A 23,314-nucleotide genomic window follows, 5' to 3' on the forward strand; every position below is an offset into this window, starting at 1 on the left:
TCAGGCTTTGCGCATGGTGGAAGCAGCATCCTTGATCGCCGCCTTGATGCGCGGGTAGGTGCCGCAGCGGCAGATGTTGCCGCTCATCGCCGCGTCAATGTCCGCATCGCTCGGGTTCTTGTTGCCCTTGAGCAGCGCCGCTGCGCTCATCAGCTGGCCCGACTGGCAGTAGCCGCACTGCGGCACATCGTGCTTGATCCACGCCACCTGCAGCGGGTGCGTGTTGTTGCGAGAAAGGCTTTCAATCGTCGCCACCTTCTTGCCCGCCGCAGCAGACAAAGGCGTCTGGCAGGATCGCACCGGATTGCCATCAAGGTGCACGGTACAGGCGCCGCACAGCGCAGCGCCGCAGCCGAACTTGGTGCCGGTCATGCCCAGCTCATCGCGTATCACCCACAGCAAAGGGGTGTCGGGTTCAGCGTTGACGGAAACGGCACGGCCGTTCACGTTGAGTTTTGTTGTCATGGTGGGGGTCCCTTTTTAATCACTGCTTTAGTCGCTGCTTACTCGTTGTAATGACAGGATCTGGCAGGGCCCTCCAAAAGTCAGCTGTTCAGCGACTCACCCAGTTACTACCCGAAGGCCTTGCGCTGGTCATGCTACGACTGGGTATTGGGGGATGTCCGGGTAGAAACCCTTGGCTGAAACAAAGTCTCAACACTTTTTCTCAGGATGAGACAGTGTCATCTCTCCGCTAAGTTTGATCTTCCGTGAGCAACATTTATCTGGAGAATGGAGACTGCAGAGTTTCGCCCCATCAACTAACGTATGTAAGTACTATGAGTTACACCACTGAGGATGCCGCATGGGATGAAGCATATGAGCGCATGTCGGATGAGCTCTACCCCGGACACAAAGCTCAAGCAATCATCGATTTCACGCATGAGCGACTACGTTCCTACTATGTGGCCAATCCAAATTTACTCGTTCCTGCCGTATTCACGTTTAAAGAAGCACGCGAGCTACTGTCTTGCGAGCATCCAACCGCAGCATTAGTTTTTTCTGTTTCGGCGACAGAACTATTTCTCAAAGGAGCGCTGCTGAAACCCGTTATATACGGTCTTGTCCACAGCGACAGCTTGGCCGAATTGGTTGTATCGGCGGCATTGACACAAACGGGTTTTAGACGATACAGCCAACTGCTTGCAAAACTATTCCGTGAGATTACGAACACGGAGTTAGAGTCATTGACCCGAGGAAATTCGTCAAAGTCGCTTCTAGCAGAAGCGCAAGAGCTTCAGGAAACTCGAAACAAAATTGTTCATCAAGGCGAGTCTGTAAATATTCAGAAAGCCGAATTGGCCATCGATGTAGCAACAGGAATCTTTGACAAGCTACTAACTCCAGTCCTCAATGAGTTAGGTTTTTCGGTGGCCAAGGGCGGCATTCTTGTTGATGATGAGATTTAGAGAGACAGTAGGAGCACTCGCCTGAATTAAGTTGAAGTTAGCTGTGGAGATGGGATTTATATGGCTACACATACTTGGGTGGATCTAAAAATTCCTGAAGCGAGCCTTTTGGCAGATCTCAACGGAATTGTTTCTGACTTGCAACGGGCAAGGGAATTTTCAGAATTACTTATCAGTCAATATTGTGCTGATCCACCAAACTGGCAAATGGCAGAACCACTTTCCGTAGCAATTGCCGTCACCTATTCTCGGGCGTTTTCTAAAGGTGTACGTCACCACCTAAATGAAAGTGACTTAGGGATGCTTTCAGTGTCTCAACGCGAAACGCACATTTTTATGCGTGCTTACAGGGACAAACATATCGCCCACTCCGTTAACGAGTTTGAAGAAAACATAGTCAGAGCGCAGTACTGTTTAGAACGAGTGAAGACGGAAGGGATAACAGCAATTGGATACGGAGGAGCGCGCATAACCGGCCTGGGGAGCGACAAAATAAACGAGTTAATTGAAATTACAAAAATTCTCGAAAACGATGTGCGAATCCGAATCACAGAAGAAGAGAAACGGCTCCTATCCATGGTAAGAGCGCTCCCCCTGGAAGAGGTATTGCAGGGCGGTCAAAAAGCCTTTCAGCCAATCCTGGGAAATGTCAGCAAGCGCAGAAAGTAGCTCAAGCTCAGCAGGACGCACCTTTTCGACGGTCAATCAAAATTCAATGGCGATGCCTCACCATTCTTCTGAATTGCGCCACAGCTTCATGACACCCACATCCGACTGACCCTATTGAGCCACCCGATCCCGAATCTGCTGCAACGCCGCCGGGTCATCCATCGTCGTCAAATCCCCTGGGTCCCGGCCCTCACACACGGCCTGAATCGCACGCCTCAGCAGCTTGCCGCTGCGCGTCTTCGGCAGCAGGCTGACGAAGCGCACCCTTGACGGCCGGGCGACGGCGCCCAGGTCGCCGTCCACGCGCTTCATGATTTCGCCTTCGAGCTTCAGCGCGGCGGCGCTGTCTTGCAGCACGGCCGCGTCCCGGGGCACCACAAACGCCATGGCGACCTGGCCCTTGAGCTGGTCGGCTACGCCGACTACAGCGACCTCGGCCACGCCGGCATGCCCTGAAATGCTTTCCTCGATCTCGCGCGTGCCCAGACGGTGGCCTGCCACGTTGATCACGTCATCGGTGCGGCCGAGGATAAAGAAATAGCCGTCTTCGTCCTTGATGCCCCAGTCGAAGGTGCTGTAGACCATTTTGCCGGGCACGCTCTTCCAGTAGGTGTTGACGAAGCGGGCGTCGTCCTTCCAGATGGTTTGCATAAAGCCGGGCGGGGTCGGGCCTTCGATGACGACTACGCCTTTTTCGTTGGGCTGAGTCAACTCTTCACCAGTGGATTCGTGCAGGATTTTGACTTTGTAGCCATACATGGGCACGCCCGGGCTGCCGAATTTGGTGGTTTTCTTTTCAATGCCGTTGGCCAGCGTGATGATGGGCCAGCCGGATTCGGTCTGCCAGTAGTTGTCGATGATGGGCACGTTCAGGCCCTCGCTGATCCAGCGCGCCGTCGGTTCATCAAGCGGCTCACCAGCCAGGTAGAGCGCACGCAGGCTCGACAGGTCGTGCTTCTTCAGCAACGCGGCATCCTGCTTTCTCAGCACGCGCACGGCGGTGGGCGCGCTGAACATGCCGGTGACTTTGTACTTTTCCACCAGGCTCCACCAGATGGCGCCGTTGGGCTGGCCGTCCATGCCTTGCGTGGGCAGGCCTTCATACATGATGGTCGCCATGCCGGCGATGAGCGGGCCGTAGACGATGTAGCTGTGGCCCACGACCCAGCCGATGTCGCTGGTGGAGAAATAGGTTTCGCCGGCGCGGCCGTCGAAGATGTGCTTCATGCTGGCCGCCAGCGCCACGGCGTAGCCGCCGGTGTCGCGCTGCACGCCCTTGGGCTTGCCGGTGGTACCGCTGGTGTAGATGGTGTAGCTGATGGCGGTGGAGTCCAGCCATACACAGTGCACCAGCGCATGCATGTACTTGGCGCGCAGGTTTTCCCAATGCAAATCCCGCCCGGCCACGATGTTCATGGGCGCCAGGCCGCGGTCGACCAGCAGCACGGCTTCGGGCTGGTGTTTGGCCTGGCGAATGGCTTCGTCGAGCAAGGGCTTGTACGCCACCACCTTGCCGCCGCGTGAGCCGGCGTCGGCGCTGATGATGACCCGCGGCGTGGCGTCGTCAATGCGCGAAGCCAGTGAGCCGCTGGCAAAGCCACCAAACACCACGCAGTGGATCGCGCCTATGCGCGCGCAGGCCAGCATGGCAAAGGCGGCTTCGGCAATCATGGGCATGTAGATGAGCACGCGGTCGCCCTTGACCACGCCCATGGCCAGCAGGCTGGCCGCCATGCGCTGCACTTCGGCGTGCAGCTCGCGGAAGGTATAGGTTTTTTCAACGCCGGTTTCGCTTGAGACATATATCAGCGCTGCCTGGTCGGGCCGGTCTTTCAGGTGCCGGTCTACCGCGTTGTGGCAGAGGTTGGTTTGTCCGCCTTCGAACCAGTGCACAAAGGGCGGCTTGTCGTCGTTGCAGACGCGGGTGAAGGGCTTGTGCCAGTCGATCAGTTTCGCCTGCTCGGTCCAGAAGGCCTCGGGCTGGTCTATGGACTGGCGGTAGAAGTCGGCGTAGCGGGTCATCTTTTGTCTCCGGATACTGTTTTGACGTGTTGCGGGTCTGCTTATATTTTGACGACGATGCGGCCACGCACCTTGCCCGACATCAAGTCCGCGGCTTTTTCCACCGCTTTCGCCATCGGAATCTCTTCCAGCATGGCCCCCAGCTTCGCCGGGTCCAGGTCGCGCGCCAGTCGCTCCCAGGCCTGCTGGCGTTTGGCCAGCGGCGCCATCACGCTGTCGATGCCGGCCAGCGTCACACCGCGCAGGATGAAAGGCATGACCGTGGCGGGGAAATCCGCGCCCTGCGCCAGGCCGCAAGCCGTGACCACGCCGCCGTAGCGGGTCTGCGCGCAGGCGTTGGCCAGCGTGTGCGAACCCACGGCGTCCACCACCGCCGCCCAGCGTTCTTTTTGCAGCGGCTTGCCGGGCGCCGAAAGCTCGGCCCGGTCAATCACGCTGCTGGCGCCGAGCTGCTTCAAATAGGCCTCTTCACCCGCCTTGCCGGTGGCTGCCACCACGGTGTAGCCCAGCTTGCCCAGCAAGGCCACGGCCACGCTGCCCACACCGCCGGTGGCGCCGGTGACCAGTACCTCACCGCCGCCGGGCCTGACACCGTGTTGCTCCAGCGCCAGCACGCTCAGCATGGCGGTGTAGCCGGCGGTGCCGATCGCCATCGCCTGGCGTGAAGTAAAGGCCGCCGGCAGCTTCACCAGCCAGTCGCCCTGCAAGCGGGCGCGCTCGGCCATCAGCCCCCAGCGCGTTTCACCCAGGCCCCAGCCGTTGTGCACAAAGCGGTCACCGGCCTTCCAGCCTGCATGCGTAGATTCGAGCACAGTGCCCGCGCCGTCAATGCCCGCCACCATGGGCCAGTTGCGGACCACCGGCCCCTTGTTGGTAATGGCCAGCCCGTCCTTGTAGTTCAGGGTTGAGTATTCGACCTGTACCAGCACATCGCCGGCGGGAAGCTGCGCTTCGTCGGTGTCAGTGATGGCCGCCGAAAAGCCGGCGTCGGACTTGGTGAGCAGAAGTGACTTGAACACGGCGTTGTCTCCAGATAGTTGCTATCTCAAGCGGTCAGAAAACGCTGAGAACCAGCGAAACTGAATTCTTAATTATGGATAACGGGCTTTCAGGAGGCTGACGGAGCCTCCTGAATACCGGAATTACTATTATTTTGATAGCTTCTTGCGCCCGTCCCTATTGGCCTGTCGCCATTTTTTGTGCCTGAACGGTGCGGGTTTTGGCATCCTGGATGCACCTTTGGGGGCGCTTGGCGCTACTTTTAGGCCCGAGGGCCGCCGTTGTGGCTGATTTCGGCAAATATTACGAATGAAATCAGCCTCTAGCCCAATCGTGGCAAGCGCAAGCAGCTATGGTTTTGATAGCGGTACCGGCGCATGGGCATCGGTCGTGCGCTCAAGTTTTGCCTGGAGCGGCCGTGTTGCTCCAGATGTCACGGCGCACCGTCAGCCTGATGTTCAAAAATCACCAAGGCAATACCGCCAAGGATGGCCACGGAGGCCAGCAACAGACGCAGGGTGAGGGGCTCACCGAGCAAGGCCGCACCGCCCAGCGCCGCTATCACCGGAACACTCAGCTGAACCGTGGCCGCACTGGTGGCTTTCAGGGCCGGCAACGCGGTGTACCAGATGATGTAGCCGATGGCCGAGGTCAGGACACCCGACGTCAGCGCATACAAAAGGCCCGCCGCATCGACCGTCACATCTCCCATCATCAGCACGCTCAACACCAGCGCAATGGGCGCTGCGCGCAGAAAATTTCCGGTGGTGACCCGCACAGGATCGCCCTTGCCGCGACCGCGCAGCGAATAAATGCCCCATGCCGTGCCCGAGCACAGCATCAGCGCGGCGGCATCCAGGGATGGCGCGGAAACCCCCGGTAGCAGCAGGCCCACCAACCCGCCGCAGGCCAGCACCATTCCGGCCAGTTGCAGCCTGCGCAAGCGCTCCCCCGTCCAGATTCCGTGACCAATCATGGTCGCCTGCACCGCGCCGAAGAGCAGCAACGCGCCGCTGCCCGTCGGCAGACGCGAATAGGCGAAGGAAAAGCTGGCAGCATAGGCAAAGAGCGCCAGCGCGGATAGCCAGCTTCCCGCCCCCCGCGTCGCCTTGATGCCGCTGTCCTTGCCGCGATGATCTTGACTGGCACCCGCTTTGGCCCGCATTACCAGCCAGAGCGTGATGGCGCCGCTCACCAGGCGGATCGTGGTGAAACTCGCAGGGTCAATGCGGGTATGGCTCAAGGCAAGGCGGCACAGCAACGAGTTGCCCGCGAAAGCGATCATGGCAAGCGTGGTGAGCGTTGCGGTGCGTGCGAGAGACATGGTGTGCTTCTTTTCTTTATGCATACAAAGAGCGCCGGAAAACAAGCGACACAAGCCGGTTACCGGTCAACATTCTTTGTCGGCGCCCGGGCCCGCGCCTTACTCTCTTGTCGTCTTTCTTCTCACACAAGGCCCTTCAACCGCAGCAGACCAAACGCAGCCACGGTTGATGCATCCTGGATGGTTCCGTCAATGACCATTTGCTCGACTGCGGCAACAGAAAAGGTCCGGGTAATGAGCCCCTCCTCCTCGGGTTCCAGCTGCAGGCCCACATAGGAGAGCCCGGTGGCAAGGTAAACGTCAAAAGCTTGCGTGGCGAACCCATACGACGGAAAGAGCCGGCCGACATGCACCATCGAAGCAGCGGCCAGACCCGTTTCCTCCCGCAATTCGGCAGCAGCCAGATCCACCGCGGTGACGCCTGGAAGATGCGAGGAGCCTTGCGGAAATTCCCAATACCGGGCGCTGACCGGATAACGATACTGTTCGACCAGATGAAGCGCGCCGTCCTGAAAGGCCGCGATGACGACGAAGTCGGTTTTCTCAACCACACCGTAGACACCAGTCGCCCCGCTTGCGCGAACGATCCGGTCTTCCCGGACCTGCATCCAGCGATTCTTGTAAACGACCGAACTGTCGCTGGCCACGATCTCGGGCTGGGGCGAGGGTTTCTTCATGGGTATCTCCCATCAATTGATGATTTTGCCCAGACCATTGCCTATGCGCGATCTCGGTTGTTCAATGAACTGCGAGTCATAGGGTTCCCAGTGCTCGAGTTCACCAACAACTTTCAAAGCCTGCTTGCTTCGATACGACCGGGTCGGGTTCCCCGGGAATTTCTTGTCTGTGACGTTGGGATCGTTCTCAAACTCTCCCGTGGGTTCCACGATATAGACACGCGGCCGGCCGCTGCCTTTGGCTATTTCTGCGCCAAGCCCAGCGACCTTGGGAATGGCCGTGAAATAAATGTGGTTCATCACGATGCTGTCGTCGTAATTTGATTTGAAGCCAGGCGTTAGGAGATCGCCAGCCTGCAATTCGGCTTTCGTGCCGTGAAAAAAAGGGCCTGAATCCAAAACTATCATGAGTTGTCAAGTGCAAACGGGATCGATGCTGAGGACGTCTATATTGCGCCGCGCCCAACTAGTGCTGCTGAAATGACCAGCAGTTGAGGCAGCTGGACATGGTCACTATGTGTTTTCCTTCAGTTGCCAAAATAGGACCGGTCAGCCTGCACAAAACCTGACATTGGAGGGCAATCGGCCACAACCTTCATAACGAAGTCGCTTGCTGCAGTTGAGAAATGACACGTTCTATTACTGCGATTTTTTCGTACGGCTCAGATATTCATTCATCTCGCTGGGCAGCACTACCAAGGGCGTGAACACTTCCTTCTTTATCGGCATCACGGACACCATATTGGAAACCGGGATATCGGTACGGGTTCTTTGAAGAATCTCCTTATCCCGGTCCAACTGATCGGAGATAACCCAGACGCCCCCGGCAGGGACTGTCATTCCGAAAAAATTACGTCCCTTCAAGGCATCCAGTTTGATCTCGCCCACGTAGTTGACCCTGTTGGGATGGATTTCAAAGGGGATGGAGTAATCCCCTTTCGATGACCAGTTTTGCTGATAGGTGCCGTTGGCCTGATACAGCCGGAAGTTGTGAAAGCTGTAAGAACCCGCCGGAAGGCTGAACACAAAAACGGCGCCAGCACTGCTTTCCGTGTCGAAGTCATCAGGAGTCTTCCCGGTGTAAAGGTTAAACCTTGGCTGGGCCTTTATCTCGCGGACTTCACCCGTCTTCACGTTCTTGAAATAAAAAGTTTGACTGTAGTAAACCGGCCCATCCGGGCTTCTTGCGAAACTGCCGACCAGGATGCCCTGGGTCGGCGTCAAACTTGATGCGGAAACGCCATCAGGTTTTAGATGTTTGTTTGCACACGCGACAAGGGTGAGGCATAACAAAAGGGTGGAAAAAATTCGAAATGGCATGCGGATTCCTGGGTTCTAACTTCTACTATAAGCAGTTGCGAGGTCAATTCGACTGCACTCACCTGCTACGAGCCCACTTGGGCTATCTGGAAATTCCTGCCTCAGACAACGTTTTTTCCATGGCGAGCTTCATTTTTTCCATGAGCTGCGGGAGCCGGGCCTGCATGGCCGCCGTTGACTTTTGCATGACAAGAGGCATTTTGTTCACGAAAGCAGCTCCCGCGGGGCTGCGATAAAAGGCAATCAGCCCGTCGACTTCCTCCTGGGTGAATGTCTCCTGGTAGATATTGATGTACATCGTCTTCAGGTTGGCCCAGGACATTTCGTCTTTCATGACGGCTGCAAACTGCTTTGGAGCCGCCTCGAGAACACGCTTTTGCTCCTCCGAGACTTTCTTTCCGCTGATGGCCTGTGTCATGGCCTGGCGCATCACTTGTTCCATCTGGGCGTGCATGGAACTTACGAGCGATTCAGTCTTGGTCACAGCAAGAAGCGTATTGATCGACTCAGTCGACGCGGGAGCGGCGGAGCATGCGAGGGAAGCAGACAACAGCAGGGAAAGAATGAGTGGGTTGCGCATGGTTTGAAGTCAGGTTGAAAGGTATTGGAGTCTTTGGAGACGTACAGGTTTTAAGAAGCGGATGAACAGCTCAATCGGCGAGGACGTATTTGACCGGAAGGTCCACCCAGGAACTCACGGTGCGGCCCGACTTTGTTCGGGCCGGGTTGAACTTGAACTTTTTCACGTCCTCGACAGCGGCCGCATCCAGCGTGGCAGAACCCGAGCTTTGACGAAGCCGCACCTTGCCGGCGTTGCCGCTAGCCAAAACCTCCACTCGTAACCTGACAACGCCCTCCTCCATAAGGCGCCTCGCACGCGCCGGATACGCAAGTCCCGGTGACTCGGCCTGGCTGGCAGGCCGCACGATTTCATCCGGGCCAGTGACGCAAGCTGTCAGCGCGAACGGCAGGAACAAGAGAAAGAAGACGCGAAATATTTTTTTCATTCGATACTAGGTAGGGCGCCGTAGCCGGGCGAGGCTCAAACCGACCAGGTTATTTGACCAACCCCAGCACTTCCTTGAACACTTCATGCTCAGCCGTGCGCAGCCACTCAAACGCCACCATTTCGGTCGTCACCAGCTCAGCGCCGTTGCCGGCCAGGCGGTCGAAAGCTGCATCGCGGTTGCGCTCGGTGCGCGAGCTGCAGGCGTCCGTCACCACCCAGACTTCGAACTCTTCTTCCAGCAGGTCCAGCGCGGTTTGCATCAGGCAGACATGGGCTTCGCAGCCGGCGATGACGATGGTGCTGCGGCCTTCTTCCGGCTCGGGCGCGGCTTTTTGCAAGTGTTTGGGCAAGCTGCGGGCGTTGGCGCCTTGCGTTTTGCGCACCGGGGGTCGCAGCATGTCGCTCAAGCCGTCGGCCACCGCGCTGAAGGACATCTTGGCCAGCGTGGTACCGCCGGCTGCGTCGATCACGGCCTGCAGCTCGGGCGTGGTGAGGCCCAGGCTGTCGGGGTTTTCCGCGGTGGCCCACACCGGCACGTCCAGCAGCTTGGCCATGCGCGCCAGCCGTACGGCATTGGCCATGACGAGGTTGCCCTCAAAAATGACGGGCATCAGGCGGGCCTGGTAGTCCACCAGCACCAGTTGGGAGTCATCGGCATCGAGCAGCATAAAAATAGTCCTGACAGAGTTGGCCAGGGCAGCGGCAAGCTCAGCCCGGGCGTTTTTGGAGGCGCTCCACAAGGCTGATCAGGTAGGCGTCAAACAGCAGTGTGGCGTCCTGCCCGAACATGCGGATACGGCCTGTGTGCTTGAGCAGCAGCAGGCCCATACCGTGGGCGAACAAGGCTGTATTTTCGCGCAAGGCGTCATCCGCGTTCAAACCCATGGACTGCAGGGCTGTTTCGCAGGGGCGCAGGGCATCAAGGAGGCGGTCATTGAGCTGGTGATTCAGCTCGGTCGTGAGCCCGCGCGGGCGCATGCCCTGCACCAGGTAAAAACCCAGATCCAGGTCACGCGGGCTGTCGGCAAAAAATCCAAACCACGCGCTGGCTTTGGCCTCCAACCTGTCGGCAGGCGCCTGGTTCGCTGTTCCCGCCGCGGCCACCGTGGCATGCAGGCGCTCCAGCGTTTCGGCCAGCAAGGCGCCGTAAATCGCCTCCTTGTTCTCGAAGTAGGAATAGATTGCACCGGCGGTGTAGCCTGCCTCTTTGGCGATCTCGCGAATGCTGCCGCCTTCAATTCCAAGCCGCTCGAAAACACGGCGGGCGGCGTCCAGCATCAGCCCGCGGCGCAAATCGCTTTGGGCCTTTTGTCGATGAAGTTTGGCTTCCATCGACAGAATATAGAGGCAAAGAACACGCGCATTCTGGTGAAAATTAACACTTGTGCTATTAATTGAACGACGTTCAATGGTGCGGAGGCGATGGCGCTATTCGATGGCGCGACCGCACCCATTTTTCCGCGTAGCAGGCCGCGCTGGCAAACATCAGCGCCCGGTCAACCTGATGAATGATGCTATTTTGCTACGAATTTAATAGCTACCTGCGCTCTGTTCTGGCGGGCTGCGGGCACCTTTGACTGAAAATCGCGTGCTATTCAGGCTCTATCCCCGCCGCCTTGATGATTTTTCCCCATTTCAGCGTTTCGGCTGCCTGGAACTTGCGCAGCTCTTCGGGGTTGCTGGTGAAGATTTCGGTGCCGCTGGCCTGGTAAAACGGCGCAGCCGAAGGGCTGCGGGCCGCCTTGACCAGCATGTCGCTCAGCTTGGCCACCACGTCGGCGGGCGTGCCGGCCGGCGCATAGGCGGCAAACCAGTAGGTCATTTCATAGCCCTTGACGCCCGCCTCGGCGATGGTTGGCACATCGGGCGCCAACGGCGACCGCTGGCGGGTGGAAACACCCAGCGCCTTGAGCTTGCCGGCTTTGACCTGCGGCAGGCCCGTGGTCATGTCAGTGATCATCATGTCGATCTGGCCGCCCAGCAAATCTGTCACCGCAGGCGGGTTGCTCTTGTACGGAATGTTCAGGATGTAGGTCCCCGTCATCTGCTTGAACTGCTCACCCGCCACGCGGCTGGACGAGCTGCCGCTGCCAAAAGACAGCTTGCCGGGTTTCGATTTGGCCAGGGCAATGAACTCACTCACGCTGTTGACGGGCAGTGCGGGGTTGACCACCATGATCTGGCCGCCGCGGCCCAGCGCGGTCAGCGGCGTGAAGTCTTTCACCGGGTCGTAAGGCAGCTTTTTGAACAAATGCTCATTGGCCGACTGCGTCGTGTTGGTGGTGATGAATACGGTGTAGCCGTCGGGCTTTGCCTTGGCTGCCGCCTGGGCGCCGATGAAGCTGTTGGCGCCGGGCTTGTTGTCAACCACCACGCTGACCTTGCTGTCGTTGGTCACAGCCTGGCCGATGGCACGCGCCAGCTGGTCGGTCGCGCTGCCGGCCGCAAACGGCACGACAAAGGTGATCGGCTTTTCAGGAAAGCCTTGCGCCTGCGCCGCTACGGGCACGGCGAGAGGCGCAAGGGCCCACAGCGCGGCGATGCCGAGCATGGCGGGGCGGATTCGGGGGTGGATGTTTTTTTCGGTAGCTGTTGTCATGTTGTCTCCTGATGTTGTGATGTTGCGCGGTTTGACGTTGTTGATCTCGTCCTGATGCCTTGATGCCTTGATGCCTTGATGCCTTGGTGAATGCCGGTCCTGTCAGGTTAAAAAGCGTGCCCTCCCCCGGCCAGCAAGCCCGCCAGTGCAGTGGGAACCTCAATGGGCAAATCCAGCAACCAGAATGACAGCGACTTGCCGTGTGTGTCGAGGTTGAGCGCATCGTTCACGCCGCCGTCGAGCACGTCGTCGAGCACAAAATTCAGGGCGCTCAGCAAGGGCAGCTCAAACCGCTGCACGCGGCTGGGCTTACGGTGGGCAAAGTGGCGCGCCACGGCGGCTTCGTTCAGCTGCTGCAAAAGAACCGGGTAAAGATCAGCATGCCAGGCAATCACGCTGATGTTGGAACGGTTGCCCTTGTCACCGGTTCGCCCATGTGCGGCGCGGTACAGCGGCACGGTGATCATTGCCTGGCTCATGCGGCCTCCCCTGCCTTGTCCAGCACGGCGGTATCCAGCATCTTGAATGACACCTTCAGGGCTTCGCGCGACACAAGACACGACAAGGTGTTGAGCCTGGGCGTCAAGGCCGTGCGCACGCCGCCGCCGCCGGCCGGGCCGCAGCAATACAGGGCGGTGACTTCCCGCGCCAGCCGCTCGGCCTCGGCCCTGTCTGCGTGCGTGGCGGCCACGCGCAGGCGTACATCGCGCGCATCGCCGGCCGGTGTTGCGGCCAGCAGGCGACCGGCGTCGTCGCCCATGACGCTGAGCGCGCCGATCAGGTCCACCCGCAGCGCCAGGGCCGGCAGGCGCCGGCGCAGTACGTCGGCCGCGAGTCGAGCGCGGGCCTCGGCACGCGGACCGGCGTAGGAGATTTCACCTTCGGCCAGCCAGCCGCCCTCATGGCAGAGGTTGACCTTCAAGCTGGGCGGCCGGGGATGGCCGCGCACGCCGCTCAGCGCCACGCGGTCGGGCCCTACCTGCTCAATCTGCGCCGCGCTGATGTCGGCCACCACATCGGGTGTGAGGTAAGCCGCCGGGTCATGCACCTCGTACAGCAGTTGCTCTTTGACGCTGGCCAGGTTCACCAGCCCGCCGGTGTTGGCGGCCTTGCCGATGATGCAGTGGCCGTCAGCGCTGATCTCGGCAATCGGGTAGCCGATGGCGTGCAAATCTGGAACGTCTTTGTAACCGGGGTCGGCAAAATAACCGCCGCAGACCTGCGCTCCGCACTCCAGCAAATGGCCTGCCATGGTGGCGCGCGCCAGCCGGTCCCAGTCGTCGGCACGCCAGCCAAAGTGCGACATGGCCGGCCCGACGGTCAATGATGGGTCAGCCACCCGCCCCGCCACCACAATTTGCGCGCCGGCGTCCAGCGCAGCGGCAATCGCTTCAGCACCAATGTAGGCATTGGCGCTGACCATGCGAATGCCGTCCATCGCGCCGCCAAGCTGGGCACGCAAAAGCTCGCGGTGCTTTTCCTCCGAGAGGTCGTCGCCTTCTATCACCGCAATGCGCGGCGCAGGCAAACCCAGCTCGCGGGCCATGGCCTGAATATGCCGCGCTGCGCCCATCGGGTTGGCCGCGCCGAAATTGCTGACGATGCGGATGCGGTGCTGCAAGCAGCGCGCCAGCACGGGGCGCAGCATGTCGTCCAGCAACGGCTCGAAGCCCGCGCCAGGGTCGGCACGGCGGCGCAGTTGCGCCAGTGCCAGCGTGCGTTCGGCCAGCGTCTCAAAAATCAAAAAAGCCGGCCCGCCCCTTGCGATCAGGGTATCCACCACCGGACCGGCCGCATCCACACGGTCACCCGAAAAGCCGGCGGCGCAGCCAATCAGCAGATTGGCGGGCTGGACGGCTGTCTCAGTGGTGGAAGTAGCGGTGGTGGCAGTTGCAATCATCGTGAACTGGGTGGAATGCGGCCAATTTACGCTTTGGTCTTTTATTTGTAAAATGCAAATATCAGATCGATTAACTTGAAAATCAGATTAATTGCCTGATTTCATCCGTCACCGCCTTGATCCCCACCACACACCCACCCGCACGCAACCCCAATCTGTCGACACGCCAGCTGCGGGCGTTTGTGGCGCTGGCCGAGCTGAGCAGCTTTACCCGGGCCGCTGCCGCCTGCCACCTGTCGCAGCCTGCGTTCAGCGCACTGATCCAGACCCTGGAAGCGGAGCTGAATACGCGACTGTTTGACCGCGACACGCGCAGCGTGCAGTTGACGGCTGAAGGACGGTTGTTTGAAACGCCGGCGCGGCAATTGCTTGGTGACTTCAGCGCAGTGGTCGGGGAGCTGAGCGACCACGTAGAGCGCCGCAAGGGCCGCGTGCATGTGGCGGCCCTGCCCTCACTTGCAGCGGGCTGGTTGCCCGCAATTTTTGCAGAGTTCCGGCAACGCTGGCCCGGCATTGAACTCAATCTCAGCGACTTGCTGTCGGACCCCTGCGTCGAGCTGGTGCGTAGCGGCAAGGCCGACTTCGCACTCGCCTCCACTGGCAGCCATGCCGGGTTGGTCACGCAGCTGCTGTGCACCGACCGTTTTCACCTGGTCTGCCGCACGGACCACCCCCTGGCCGCAGAAAAAGTGCTGACGCTGAAGAAACTGGCGGCCTACCCATTTATCCACATGTCGCGCAACAGCAGCGTGCGCCAGGCGCTAGACGCGGCGCTGCATCCTTTGCAAACCCAGACCGTGCTGGAAGTGGACCAGCTGGCCACGGTGACCGGCATGGTCGAAGCAGGCATCGGCATCAGCGTGGTGCCGGCACTGACGCTCTTTCACTTTGAGCGGAAAAATCTGCTAACACGGCCGCTGGCCACGGCCGGCCTGTCACGGATGATTTATGCTGTGCGCCGGCAGGAAGGCAGCTTGTCCGTGGCGGCACAGGCGCTGCATGACCTCATCATGGAGCGCATGAAAGCTTGGGGGTCGCAGCCCAAACGCCGCAACCCCGGGAAAACTACAGCCTGAGAACTTAGAGCGAGCCCAGATCCTGGACGGCATCCACCACCATGCTGGTGCCTAGCGCAATCAGCAAAATGTCAGATGCCACCCGGACATATTTGTGGCCTGAGGGCGGAGCCCCCAAACGCACCACGACTGATGAAGGGACGGGGTAATACACTACACCGGCAGGCAACGGTTGCCCCACAGCGTATTTTTTGGCTTGGCCCGGAGGCATGCAGCCGTTGTTCTTCTTGGCAAGGCCGGGAGGGCAATGGCCGGACTTGAATTGCTTGCCGTAATAGTCCTGGAGCACCACACGCTGCTCGGGAACAAAATAGCCGCCGACCTTTACGTCTTCGCGGTGCTTCTTGTTGCCTTTGGCCTTGCTGCCGCCATGATCGTCCTGGTCATGCTGCTCCACCTGTCCGTGCTTGCCACCCTTGTCTTTGTTCTTGCCGCCGCCGGCCCATTCGGGTTTTTCGGCAAAGCTTGCCGAGCACACCAGCGCGCCCGCCATGAAAATTGCCAGGGCACGGCCGGACAGGTTCAAACCTGTTTTCAGGGTAGTTGTTGTCATCACGGTTCTCCAGTAGTTTTCGGTTCAAAGCTCGGGATGGGTAGCGCACAGGCCACTGTGAACCTCAACACAAGCAGCAAATCCACAGAAGCACAAATGCACAATGCCCTTGTCTAACGGGGGCCTGCGGCTACCGTTGACAGGGATTGCACCTGCCGCGTTGCCTGTAGACCTTTCGCATGAGCACGCCTGCATCCAGAGCCCAGAGCCCAGAGCCCAGAGCCCAGAGCCCAGAGCTGCGCCGATTCTGACGGCCAGACAGGCACAGGAGTGTCAGGAAACAAGCTGTTTCATGGTCATATGTTGTCTCGCATTGCGGAGCAGCGAAACAACCATGGCTCGTGCAGCCGCGACTGTCACCGGGAAAACACCATTGCTACACTTTTGATAGCTACTTGCGCTCATTCCATTTGGCCTGCAGCCATTTTTAGCTCACGAGGCAATCCAGCCTCAAAGCGCAGCGCTACTTTTGCGGTTCGGCAAACTTGAGCAGGCGTGTGGCCAACAGCGTCTCAGCCAGGAAGCAAACCAGCGCGAGAAGAAAGCACACCACGCCTGACAGAAAGCAGATGGTGGCGATGCGCAGCGTGGGCAACTCACTGGTCTCCCCCAGAAACAGCAAGATGATGGTGGTGCCGATCAGCATGGCGCAGAAGGTCAGAAAGGCGATGCAGATGTTGACCAGCCAGCCGCGGTGGCGCAACTCGCCGAGTTCTGAGTACATCCGCTGGGCGCGCGCTTCTTCCACGCCTCCGGCCTCCAGCCGGTTTTCCAGAAAACGCGCGCGGTCGATAATGCGCGCCAGCCGCCCGGCGACCGCCGCGATCATGCCGGACACCGCAGTGAGCAAGAACACGGGCGCCACCGCCAGCTGGATGCCATGGGTGACCGTTGCAAGGTCGGGGGCAAAGTTCATGCGAAGCTCCAGCAGCGGGGGTTGAGTACAAGGCCTATATTTTGTCATGCCCCTGCACGCCCGCCAGCGCCAGCTCAGCTGGGCTGAGCCCTTCATGCTTCGTAACGCCGCTGGCAGTTCTCGCAAAAGAAGCTGCGCCTTTGGGTTTTGCCGAGATGGGCCTTCACAAAAGGAATGTCGCACCGCGGGCAAATGCGCTTGGTGTGGGCCAGCCAGTGCTGCCTGAGCACAAACGCCTTCTTCCATTCGAGAAAATCAAAGCTGTACTGCCGGGCCTGCACCACCAGCTCACGCAATTTGGTTGCAGGCAAGGCGCCCACGGTGGACAAGGGGTGCACCCGGATGCGAAACAGCACTTCATTTTTGATGATGTTGCCGACGCCGGAAAACACTGTCTGGTCCAGCAGCGCATCGCAGACCAGCGTGTCGGGCATGGCGCGCAACTTCTTGCGGGCGGCGGCGGCATCCCAGGCATCCGACAGCACGTCGGCACCCCAGTCGTAAACAGCGTCCAGGGGCTCTTCGATGTATCGCACCGAGCAGGTGTAGAAGTTCAGTTCCTCGCCTCCGGCGAATCTCAGGCTGAGGCGCGGCACGGCACCGTCCTTGCCCTCGTTGATGCGGTAGCTGCCAAACATGAGCAGGTGGATGCGCAGTGAAAATCCCACGAACTCAATCAGGAAGTGCTTGCCCCAGCTGCGCACCGCCACCACGCGGCGGCCCACAAGCCGGACCATGTCGATGCTGCTGTTACCGCTGGCGCGTACCACCGTCTTGCCGGCAAACTGGGTCGCTGCTTCCCTGAGGATCTGGATAGATGGCCCTTCGGGCATGGACAGCCTTTCTTTTCACTTGTTTCGCCTGGGCACGGCAGGCGTCAGCGATTCTGAAAGGCCAACCCAACCGCCGCCTGTGGGCCTGGGCCGGGCCCGCCTGACGGGAAGGCACGCCGCCCGCACGTGGGATTGCCCTACAGCAATGTCATCGTCGTCCGACAGCCCAGCCGCAAGCGGGTCCACACAATGCCATTACAGGCCTTGCCACTGCGCAACCGCTACCGCAGCTTCGCAACGCCTTCCAACCCCAACAGTCAAAAAGGATCTCCATGCTTTCCAGCCACGAGGGACAGCGCGTCCCTGATGTCACTTTTAAAACACGGCGAGACGACACATGGGCCGACGTGAAAAGCGCCGACCTGTTCGCGGGCAAGAACGTGGTGGCGTTTTCGCTGCCGGGCGCCTACACGCCCACCTGCTCGTCCACCCACCTGCCGCGCTTCAATGCGCTGGCCAACACCTTCAAGGCGCATGGCATTGACGACGTGGTCTGCTTTGCAGTGAACGACGCCTTTGTGATGAACGAATGGGGCAAGGCGCAAGAGGCCGGCAACGTCACGCTGATTCCGGACGGCAACGGCGACTTCACCGAGGGTATGGGCATGCTGGTCGACAAGCGCGACCTGGGCTTTGGCAAGCGCTCGTGGCGCTACTCCATGCTGGTGCGGGATGGCGTGGTCGAAAAGATGTTCATTGAGCCCGAAAAGGAAGGCGACCCGTTTGAAGTCTCGGATGCCGACACGATGCTCAAGTACATAGCCCCCGAGGCGAAAGCGCCCGAGGCTGCCACCCTCTTCACGAAGCCCGGCTGCCCGTTTTGCGCCAAGGCCAAAGCCATGCTGGACGAAGCAGGCATGCCTTATGAGGAGATCAGCCTGGGCCACGGCATTACCACCAGCACGCTGCAGGCGGTGGCCGGCGCGGGAACAACGCCGCAGGTGTTTATAGGCGGCAAAAAAATCGGTGGATCGGAAGACCTGCAAGCCTGGCTGAAAGAAGCACAGCCCAAGGTGGAACCCGCGTTGCCGCGCCAGTTTTTGAGTTAAGGAAGTGCTGAATAAGTTCTTGCGGAGGTGCGGCAGCCGGATCGGGATGGAATGCAAGGCGGATTTCGCAGCCAATAGCTGGCTATTGGCAAGAAATTCAACGCAGCAGGCCGCCCGAGCCCGGCTGATCGCGCGCCGCAAGGAGCTTGTTCAGCGCTTCCTCAAGGAATCGCAGCGCTCTGCGCCCTGCGCTTGGCCCCTGCCGCGCGCCGCGCGCGCCAGCTGACCACGGCATCGCAGGCTTCGAAGTGCTTGAGTAAATTCTGCTTTTGCCGATCCAGCAGCGGGCTTTCGGCAATCATTTGCGGCCACGACTCACAGGCTTTGCCCACCGCCTCATTGAGCACGCCGCGCACACGCGTTTCAAACATGCCGGTGGCGTTGCAGAAGCTGCGCAAGGTCTGCGCTGTGAGCCGGGCCTGCTTTTCCCCGCCGGGCACAAAACGCAGTGCATGGCCGCGCCCACCCAAGTAGGCCGCATAGGCCACAACGTCATAAGCAGGAGACAGCTCGGGCGTGCGGCCGTCACGGTAGAGCACGCCAAAGTTTTTCACGTGGGCGTCGTAATTGCCCAGCATCTCATTGACCATCACGCGGCGTATCAGCTCTTCGGCCGCGCCCTCGCCCACCTGGGCTGGCAGGCTCATGCCTTCGCGCAGCGTGCGGGCCATGGCGGCGTAGCTGGCGGCGGGGTGCGTGTATTTGTCTTCGGGCTGGATGCGCAGGATTTGCGCAAAGTCTTCGCAGTGGATATGCCCTTCCGCCCCACGGTCAAAGCGCTTGACGGCCAGAAAATGGCGGCTCTCGCCCAGCACAAAGGGTTGTTCGGCCACGATTTCGTCCATGGGCGCCAGCCAAGCCTCGCACACCTGCACGCCCGCGGCCTGCGCCAAGCGCAAAGACAATTCTTCCACCTCAGGCAGCAGTACAAATTCAGCCGTAGGCAGCTTGGCAATGATGTGCGTGCCCTCGGCGTCTTTGGTGCGCGCCACATAGCGCCCGCCCTGCTGCACCAGCGCCAGCTTGGGCTGCACGCCGGAGAGCGAAGTCGCATCGGGCAAAGGGTCGGCCGTGACAGACATCTCCAGCGCGTCATGGTGCTGGGTGACGACACCGGCCAGCGCCTCGGCATCAAGGTGAGCCGGATAGGCATACACATTGCCCGGCAGGTCGGTGCCGCAAGCGGCCAGCATGTCGAAATGGTCGTTGGGCCCGCAACCGCGCAGTTGCTCCAGGTGGCGGCGCAGTGGCCCCTCGGGCAACAGGTTTTGAAAGAACGCCGGCAAGCGCCCACCTTCGGCATTAAAGAACGGCGTGTTCACATAGCTGCGCCAGAAAATCTCGCGGCGCTGCGCGTCGTCGTCTGTGGCGGCCCACGAAAACACCGGCGCGGCCGGGTCTGACCAGAAGGCTTCGTCAGGAATAAAACGCGTGAGCGCCGTGGCGCCTGTGCCGTACTGAAATAGCAGCCCGGCACGCCGCCGGCCCAGGTAGATGTCCAGTGCGAGGACGTTCATTCAGCAGGCCCGCCTTTGGCTGATTTGGGGCCGGCCGCCCGCTCACGCGTGTCAGCCACCAACCGGTCCACCCGCGAAAGCGCCGCCGCCGGGCTGCTTTCCTCACTCTGCGCCTCCAGCCCCATCGCCACCACCTTGGGCAACATCACCACCTCCAGCCCCAGCTGGTCGGCCAGCGCCATCACCGTGGTGATGCGCGGTGCAGTACGCCCCTGCAAGGCGCTGCGCACAGACAGCGGCGTGAGGCCGGTTTTCTCCGCCAGGGCTTGGTAGTCGATGTTCAGCCGCTGACGCTCGGCTTCAAGTCGGGAGGCCATGTCGAAGAGGGTTTTCATAGATATGAAAGTATCGTTTTATTTATTAACGATAGTATTTTATCTATTTTAAACTCAATCAGCAATAGAAAACTATTCTTTAATATGAAAACAATAGTTAATTATCCACCGCCAAGCACGACCGGATCATGTAAGAACGTCTTAGCCATTCAGCGTAGCTTTGACAGGCAAACCTAGCTGCTGCAAGCTAAGTCAATGGCAAGCCGCACCTCAAAACCCATAACTCCCCGTCACCGACACCAGCCACGTCCGCCCTGCCGCCGGCTCAAAGTAGCGGCCATTGCCCTCGTTGACGATCACCGAGCCTGCGTATTTTTTGTTGGTGAGGTTGTCGACGCGCACAGTGGCGGCAACGCGCCAGCCACCGGTTTGCAGCACGTAGCCGGCGTGCGCTGCGGCCGTCACATACGACGCGGCCGCGTCGGTGTTGCTGTCGTTCACGGGCACGCTGCCCAGGTAGCGCAGCTCGACGCCGGCGCGCCAGCCCTGCGGCGGGCGCCAGCCGGCCTCTAACGCAAGGGATGAGCGTGCGATGCCGGGGATGCGGTTGCCTGCGGGCACAGCCACATTGGGCGTGGAGCACGGCGATGCGGTGCAGGTGGCAAAGCCGTCGCGGTAGCGGGCGTCCAGCCAGGTGTAGGCCAGTTGCGCCTGCCAGTGGCCGGACCACTTCACACTGGAACTCAACTCCAGGCCCTTGCGACGTGTGGCGCCGGCATTCTGAAAAGTACTGCGGCCACCTACATTGGTCTGGGTCACGATCTCGTCTTGCGTATCGGTCTGGAAGACGGCGGCGGCCGATTCAAAGCGGGTGGTGTTGCCTTGCGGGCTGCGCCACTTCACGCCGGCTTCGGCATTGTTGCTGCGGGACGGCCGCACGTCAAAGTTGAGGCCTGTGCCGCCATTGGCGCGGTAGGCCACTTCGTTGAGTGTGGGTGTTTCGAACCCCTTGCCGGCGGTGGCGTACCAGCGCAGGTTGTCTGAGGGTGCGAATTGCACGCCGGCCACCGGCAGCGTGGCCGAATACTTTGCGTTGCCGCTGTCATTGCCGTTGGGGCCTGCCACGTACTGGTCGTTCGACTCAAAACGCACCGTGCTGTGCCGCACGCCTGCCAGCAGGGTCCAGCGGGGTGCGATCTTCCAGCTGGCCTGGGCATAAGGGTCCAGGCTGCTGGCACGGTTGATTTCATCGCGCCGCAATGCGCCCATCACGCCCAGGGTGGTGCCGCTGAAGTTCTGCAGCCCGCGGCGCTGCTCGCGCAGCGCGTCGTACGACAGGCCCGCCACCAGCTCCAGCGGACGCTGCGCGAGTTGGGTCTGGCCCGTCCAGCGCAAGTCGATGCCGCCATAACGCCGCGCGAGGTCAATCACGCCGCCGGGGTGTAGCGGGCTGGCCTGCACCGCCACCGGTATGGCCTGGTATTGCACGGTTTGCCTGTCACCCTGGTAGACCATGGCACGCAGCTGGTCGCCGCTGCCGAGCGGGTGCACATAGACCAAGCCCAGCTGCGTTTGCCGCACCGTTTTGCGCGTGTTGAATTGCGTGGCCGATGCGTCGGCGCTTTGCGGCGCGGTGTCAAACTGCGCGCGGCTCAGGCCCAGCGGATCGTCGGCGGTGATGTCGACATGGTTGGCGACGAGCATCAATTCCCGCCCACCTTCCAATGCCCAGTCGAAGCGTGCGTTGCCGATGTCCCGCGTGGCGGCGCTGTGGTCGCGGTAGCCGTCGGTGCCAAAGCGGCTGGCATTTAGCACATACCCCAGCGAGCCGCTGCTTCCCGTGGCCTTCAGGCCGCTGCGGTAAAAACCATCACTGCCAAAAGCCACACTGGGCGTAAGGGTCAGCGGCCCTTCGCCGCGTTCGGTAAACACCTGCATCACGCCCCCCGACGAATTGCCGTAGAGCGAAGAAAAAGGCCCGCGCAAAATCTCTACGCGCTCGACCGAGCCGATGTCGATGTGCGACAGCTGGCCTTGCCCATCAGGCATGGTGGCGGGTATGCCGTCGACATACATGCGCACACCGCGCACGCCAAAGGTAGAGCGCGCACCAAAGCCACGCACCGACAGCTGCAGGTCTTGCGCCTGGTTTTGCCTGTCGCGCGCCAACACGCCCGGCGTCAGCGCCAGGCTTTCCGAGAGGTTAAGTTGCGCCCTGCCGTCGGCGCGAAGCCGCTCACCGTCCAGCACATCGACGGACGCCGGAACATCAAAGGGCGGCAGCTCGGTGCGGGTGGCGGTCACGGTGACCGGTGCAAGCGACTGGGCCCACACTGGGCCGTTCCCCCATAACGACAAGGCCAGCGCTATCGCCAGCGAAATAGGCCTCGGCATGGCAGGAAACGCGGCAATACGTAAGCGATAAAGCATGAACGGCGTGATCGATGAATGGCGATGAACCTCGAGCGAGGCCGAGCCATCGTAGCTTGCCAGCATGGCGCTTGCCACCGCGCGGCTGTAGGCCGACACCGCAAAATCGCCTGGCCGAGTTGCCGCAGGCTAGCCGAACTTACGCAACGCATCGAGCGCCAGCCCCGCGCCGATGCTGCCGAAGCGGTCGCCTTCCACGCTGCGCGCCTGCGGCAGCATCGCGGAAATCTGCTCGCGCAGCAAAGGCACGCCGCTGGAACCGCCGGTGAAGAACACGGTGTCGATATCGTCCGGGTTGACTGCAGCATCTTTGAGCAGCCCCATCACGGTACGCGCCACCGTGCCGACCAGCTCGCTGATGGCCGCGTCGAAGTCGGACCGGTGCAAGGTGAGCGTTTCGCCCGGGGCGATGCGCCCCAGGTCCATGGTGGTTTCAGGTGCGTCAGACAGCGCGATCTTGGCGGCCTCGACCTGCATGGCCAGCCAGTGCCCTGCACGCTCGCGCACCAGGTTCTGCAAGCGGTCGAGCTTGTCTTTGTCGACTGCGCTGCGGCGGATGTCGGCGATCTGCGTCCATGATTTTTTACTGTAGACCTGGTTGATGGTGTGCCAGGTTGCGAGGTTGAAATACTGCGCCGACGGGACTTCCAGCCCGCTCACCAGCCGACTACCCAAGCCCAAAGTGGGCATCACGCTGGCCAGGCTCAGGTATTTGTCGAAGTCGGTGCCGCCTATGT

At 60.5% G+C, this 23,314-nt stretch carries 25 protein-coding genes; 4 read left to right on the forward strand and 21 right to left on the reverse strand.

Translation table 11 applies throughout. The features are described from left to right. Window positions 1-465 carry a (2Fe-2S)-binding protein gene (locus ABI546_RS02515; protein WP_348043783.1) on the reverse strand — a complete coding sequence of 155 codons (465 nt, stop codon included), beginning with the start codon at window positions 463-465 and terminating at the stop codon, window positions 1-3. A 314-nt stretch (window positions 466-779) separates the two neighbouring features. Between ABI546_RS02515 and ABI546_RS02520 the strand changes: the two genes are divergently transcribed. After that, window positions 780-1,409: a hypothetical protein gene (locus tag ABI546_RS02520; RefSeq protein WP_348043785.1), complete on the forward strand. Its 630-nt coding sequence runs from the start codon at window positions 780-782 to the stop codon at window positions 1,407-1,409. A gap of 60 nt (window positions 1,410-1,469) precedes the next feature. After that, complete coding sequence (locus ABI546_RS02525) at window positions 1,470-2,078, forward strand: hypothetical protein (RefSeq protein WP_348043787.1); 609 nt, start codon at window positions 1,470-1,472, stop codon at window positions 2,076-2,078. 111 nt (window positions 2,079-2,189) lie between these two features. Here the strand turns inward: ABI546_RS02525 and ABI546_RS02530 are convergent, their stop codons facing one another. From ABI546_RS02530 to ABI546_RS02590, 13 genes are all read right to left on the reverse strand, one after another. Further along, window positions 2,190-4,115: a propionate--CoA ligase gene (locus ABI546_RS02530; protein ID WP_348043831.1), complete on the reverse strand. Its 1,926-nt coding sequence runs from the start codon at window positions 4,113-4,115 to the stop codon at window positions 2,190-2,192. A 26-nt stretch (window positions 4,116-4,141) separates the two neighbouring features. Continuing rightward, window positions 4,142-5,119 carry an MDR family oxidoreductase gene (locus ABI546_RS02535; RefSeq protein WP_348043789.1) on the reverse strand — a complete coding sequence of 326 codons (978 nt, stop codon included), beginning with the start codon at window positions 5,117-5,119 and terminating at the stop codon, window positions 4,142-4,144. A 413-nt stretch (window positions 5,120-5,532) separates the two neighbouring features. After that, window positions 5,533-6,423 carry a DMT family transporter gene (locus ABI546_RS02540; protein ID WP_348043791.1) on the reverse strand — a complete coding sequence of 297 codons (891 nt, stop codon included), beginning with the start codon at window positions 6,421-6,423 and terminating at the stop codon, window positions 5,533-5,535. Between the two features lie 122 nt (window positions 6,424-6,545). Beyond that, on the reverse strand, window positions 6,546-7,100 hold the full coding sequence (locus ABI546_RS02545) for an NUDIX hydrolase (RefSeq protein ID WP_348043793.1): 555 nt from the start codon (window positions 7,098-7,100) through the stop codon (window positions 6,546-6,548). Window positions 7,101-7,112: 12 nt separating this feature from the next. Next, on the reverse strand, window positions 7,113-7,508 hold the full coding sequence (arr, locus tag ABI546_RS02550; protein ID WP_348043795.1) for an NAD(+)--rifampin ADP-ribosyltransferase: 396 nt from the start codon (window positions 7,506-7,508) through the stop codon (window positions 7,113-7,115). Between the two features lie 231 nt (window positions 7,509-7,739). Next, on the reverse strand, window positions 7,740-8,420 hold the full coding sequence (locus ABI546_RS02555; RefSeq protein ID WP_348043797.1) for a hypothetical protein: 681 nt from the start codon (window positions 8,418-8,420) through the stop codon (window positions 7,740-7,742). 82 nt (window positions 8,421-8,502) lie between these two features. Then, entirely contained in the window at window positions 8,503-9,000 is a 498-nt protein-coding gene (locus ABI546_RS02560) for a DUF2059 domain-containing protein (protein ID WP_348043799.1), read from the reverse strand. A 70-nt stretch (window positions 9,001-9,070) separates the two neighbouring features. After that, entirely contained in the window at window positions 9,071-9,427 is a 357-nt protein-coding gene (locus ABI546_RS02565) for an energy transducer TonB (protein WP_348043801.1), read from the reverse strand. Between the two features lie 49 nt (window positions 9,428-9,476). Continuing rightward, window positions 9,477-10,097: an isochorismatase family protein gene (locus ABI546_RS02570; RefSeq protein WP_348043803.1), complete on the reverse strand. Its 621-nt coding sequence runs from the start codon at window positions 10,095-10,097 to the stop codon at window positions 9,477-9,479. Window positions 10,098-10,137: 40 nt separating this feature from the next. Further along, on the reverse strand, window positions 10,138-10,761 hold the full coding sequence (locus ABI546_RS02575; protein WP_348043805.1) for a TetR/AcrR family transcriptional regulator: 624 nt from the start codon (window positions 10,759-10,761) through the stop codon (window positions 10,138-10,140). 259 nt (window positions 10,762-11,020) lie between these two features. Next, window positions 11,021-12,028, reverse strand: a complete 1,008-nt coding sequence (locus ABI546_RS02580; protein WP_348043807.1) for a tripartite tricarboxylate transporter substrate binding protein — start codon at window positions 12,026-12,028, stop codon at window positions 11,021-11,023. A 107-nt stretch (window positions 12,029-12,135) separates the two neighbouring features. Then, a complete protein-coding gene (locus ABI546_RS02585; protein WP_348043809.1) occupies window positions 12,136-12,507 on the reverse strand; it encodes a hypothetical protein in 372 nt (123 codons plus the stop codon). Further along, on the reverse strand, window positions 12,504-13,928 hold the full coding sequence (locus tag ABI546_RS02590) for an acyclic terpene utilization AtuA family protein (protein WP_348043811.1): 1,425 nt from the start codon (window positions 13,926-13,928) through the stop codon (window positions 12,504-12,506). The genes ABI546_RS02585 and ABI546_RS02590 overlap by 4 nt, the downstream gene beginning before the upstream one ends. 116 nt (window positions 13,929-14,044) lie before the next feature. Between ABI546_RS02590 and ABI546_RS02595 the strand changes: the two genes are divergently transcribed. Next, window positions 14,045-15,004 (forward strand): LysR family transcriptional regulator, encoded by a 960-nt coding sequence (locus ABI546_RS02595; protein WP_348043813.1) that lies wholly within the window; start codon window positions 14,045-14,047, stop codon window positions 15,002-15,004. Window positions 15,005-15,008: 4 nt separating this feature from the next. Here the strand turns inward: ABI546_RS02595 and ABI546_RS02600 are convergent, their stop codons facing one another. The 3 genes from ABI546_RS02600 to ABI546_RS02610 all read right to left on the reverse strand — a co-directional run bounded on the left by ABI546_RS02600 (window position 15,009) and on the right by ABI546_RS02610 (window position 17,306). Further along, entirely contained in the window at window positions 15,009-15,557 is a 549-nt protein-coding gene (locus ABI546_RS02600; protein ID WP_348043815.1) for a hypothetical protein, read from the reverse strand. Window positions 15,558-16,020: 463 nt separating this feature from the next. After that, window positions 16,021-16,473, reverse strand: coding sequence for a DUF2721 domain-containing protein (locus ABI546_RS02605; protein ID WP_348043817.1), 453 nt, complete (start codon window positions 16,471-16,473; stop codon window positions 16,021-16,023). 92 nt (window positions 16,474-16,565) lie between these two features. Continuing rightward, a complete protein-coding gene (locus ABI546_RS02610) occupies window positions 16,566-17,306 on the reverse strand; it encodes a DNA-formamidopyrimidine glycosylase family protein (protein WP_348043819.1) in 741 nt (246 codons plus the stop codon). A 272-nt stretch (window positions 17,307-17,578) separates the two neighbouring features. Here ABI546_RS02610 and ABI546_RS02615 point away from each other — a divergent pair, with 272 nt between their 5' ends. Then, on the forward strand, window positions 17,579-18,355 hold the full coding sequence (locus tag ABI546_RS02615) for a glutathione peroxidase (RefSeq protein WP_348043821.1): 777 nt from the start codon (window positions 17,579-17,581) through the stop codon (window positions 18,353-18,355). A gap of 161 nt (window positions 18,356-18,516) precedes the next feature. On the opposite strand, the gene ABI546_RS02620 is transcribed toward ABI546_RS02615, so the two are convergent. From ABI546_RS02620 to ABI546_RS02635, 4 genes are all read right to left on the reverse strand, one after another. Then, complete coding sequence (locus ABI546_RS02620) at window positions 18,517-19,872, reverse strand: type II toxin-antitoxin system HipA family toxin (RefSeq protein ID WP_348043823.1); 1,356 nt, start codon at window positions 19,870-19,872, stop codon at window positions 18,517-18,519. Continuing rightward, on the reverse strand, window positions 19,869-20,207 hold the full coding sequence (locus tag ABI546_RS02625) for a helix-turn-helix transcriptional regulator (RefSeq protein WP_348043825.1): 339 nt from the start codon (window positions 20,205-20,207) through the stop codon (window positions 19,869-19,871). The genes ABI546_RS02620 and ABI546_RS02625 overlap by 4 nt, the downstream gene beginning before the upstream one ends. 210 nt (window positions 20,208-20,417) lie before the next feature. After that, window positions 20,418-22,643 (reverse strand): TonB-dependent receptor, encoded by a 2,226-nt coding sequence (locus ABI546_RS02630; RefSeq protein WP_348043827.1) that lies wholly within the window; start codon window positions 22,641-22,643, stop codon window positions 20,418-20,420. A 63-nt stretch (window positions 22,644-22,706) separates the two neighbouring features. Further along, window positions 22,707-23,314, reverse strand: a 608-nt coding sequence (locus ABI546_RS02635) for an Hsp70 family protein (RefSeq protein ID WP_348043829.1), incomplete at its 5' end; no start/stop codon positions are given.

The sequence above is a fragment of the Polaromonas sp. genome (assembly GCF_039932935.1).
GTDB lineage: Bacteria > Pseudomonadota > Gammaproteobacteria > Burkholderiales > Burkholderiaceae_C > Polaromonas.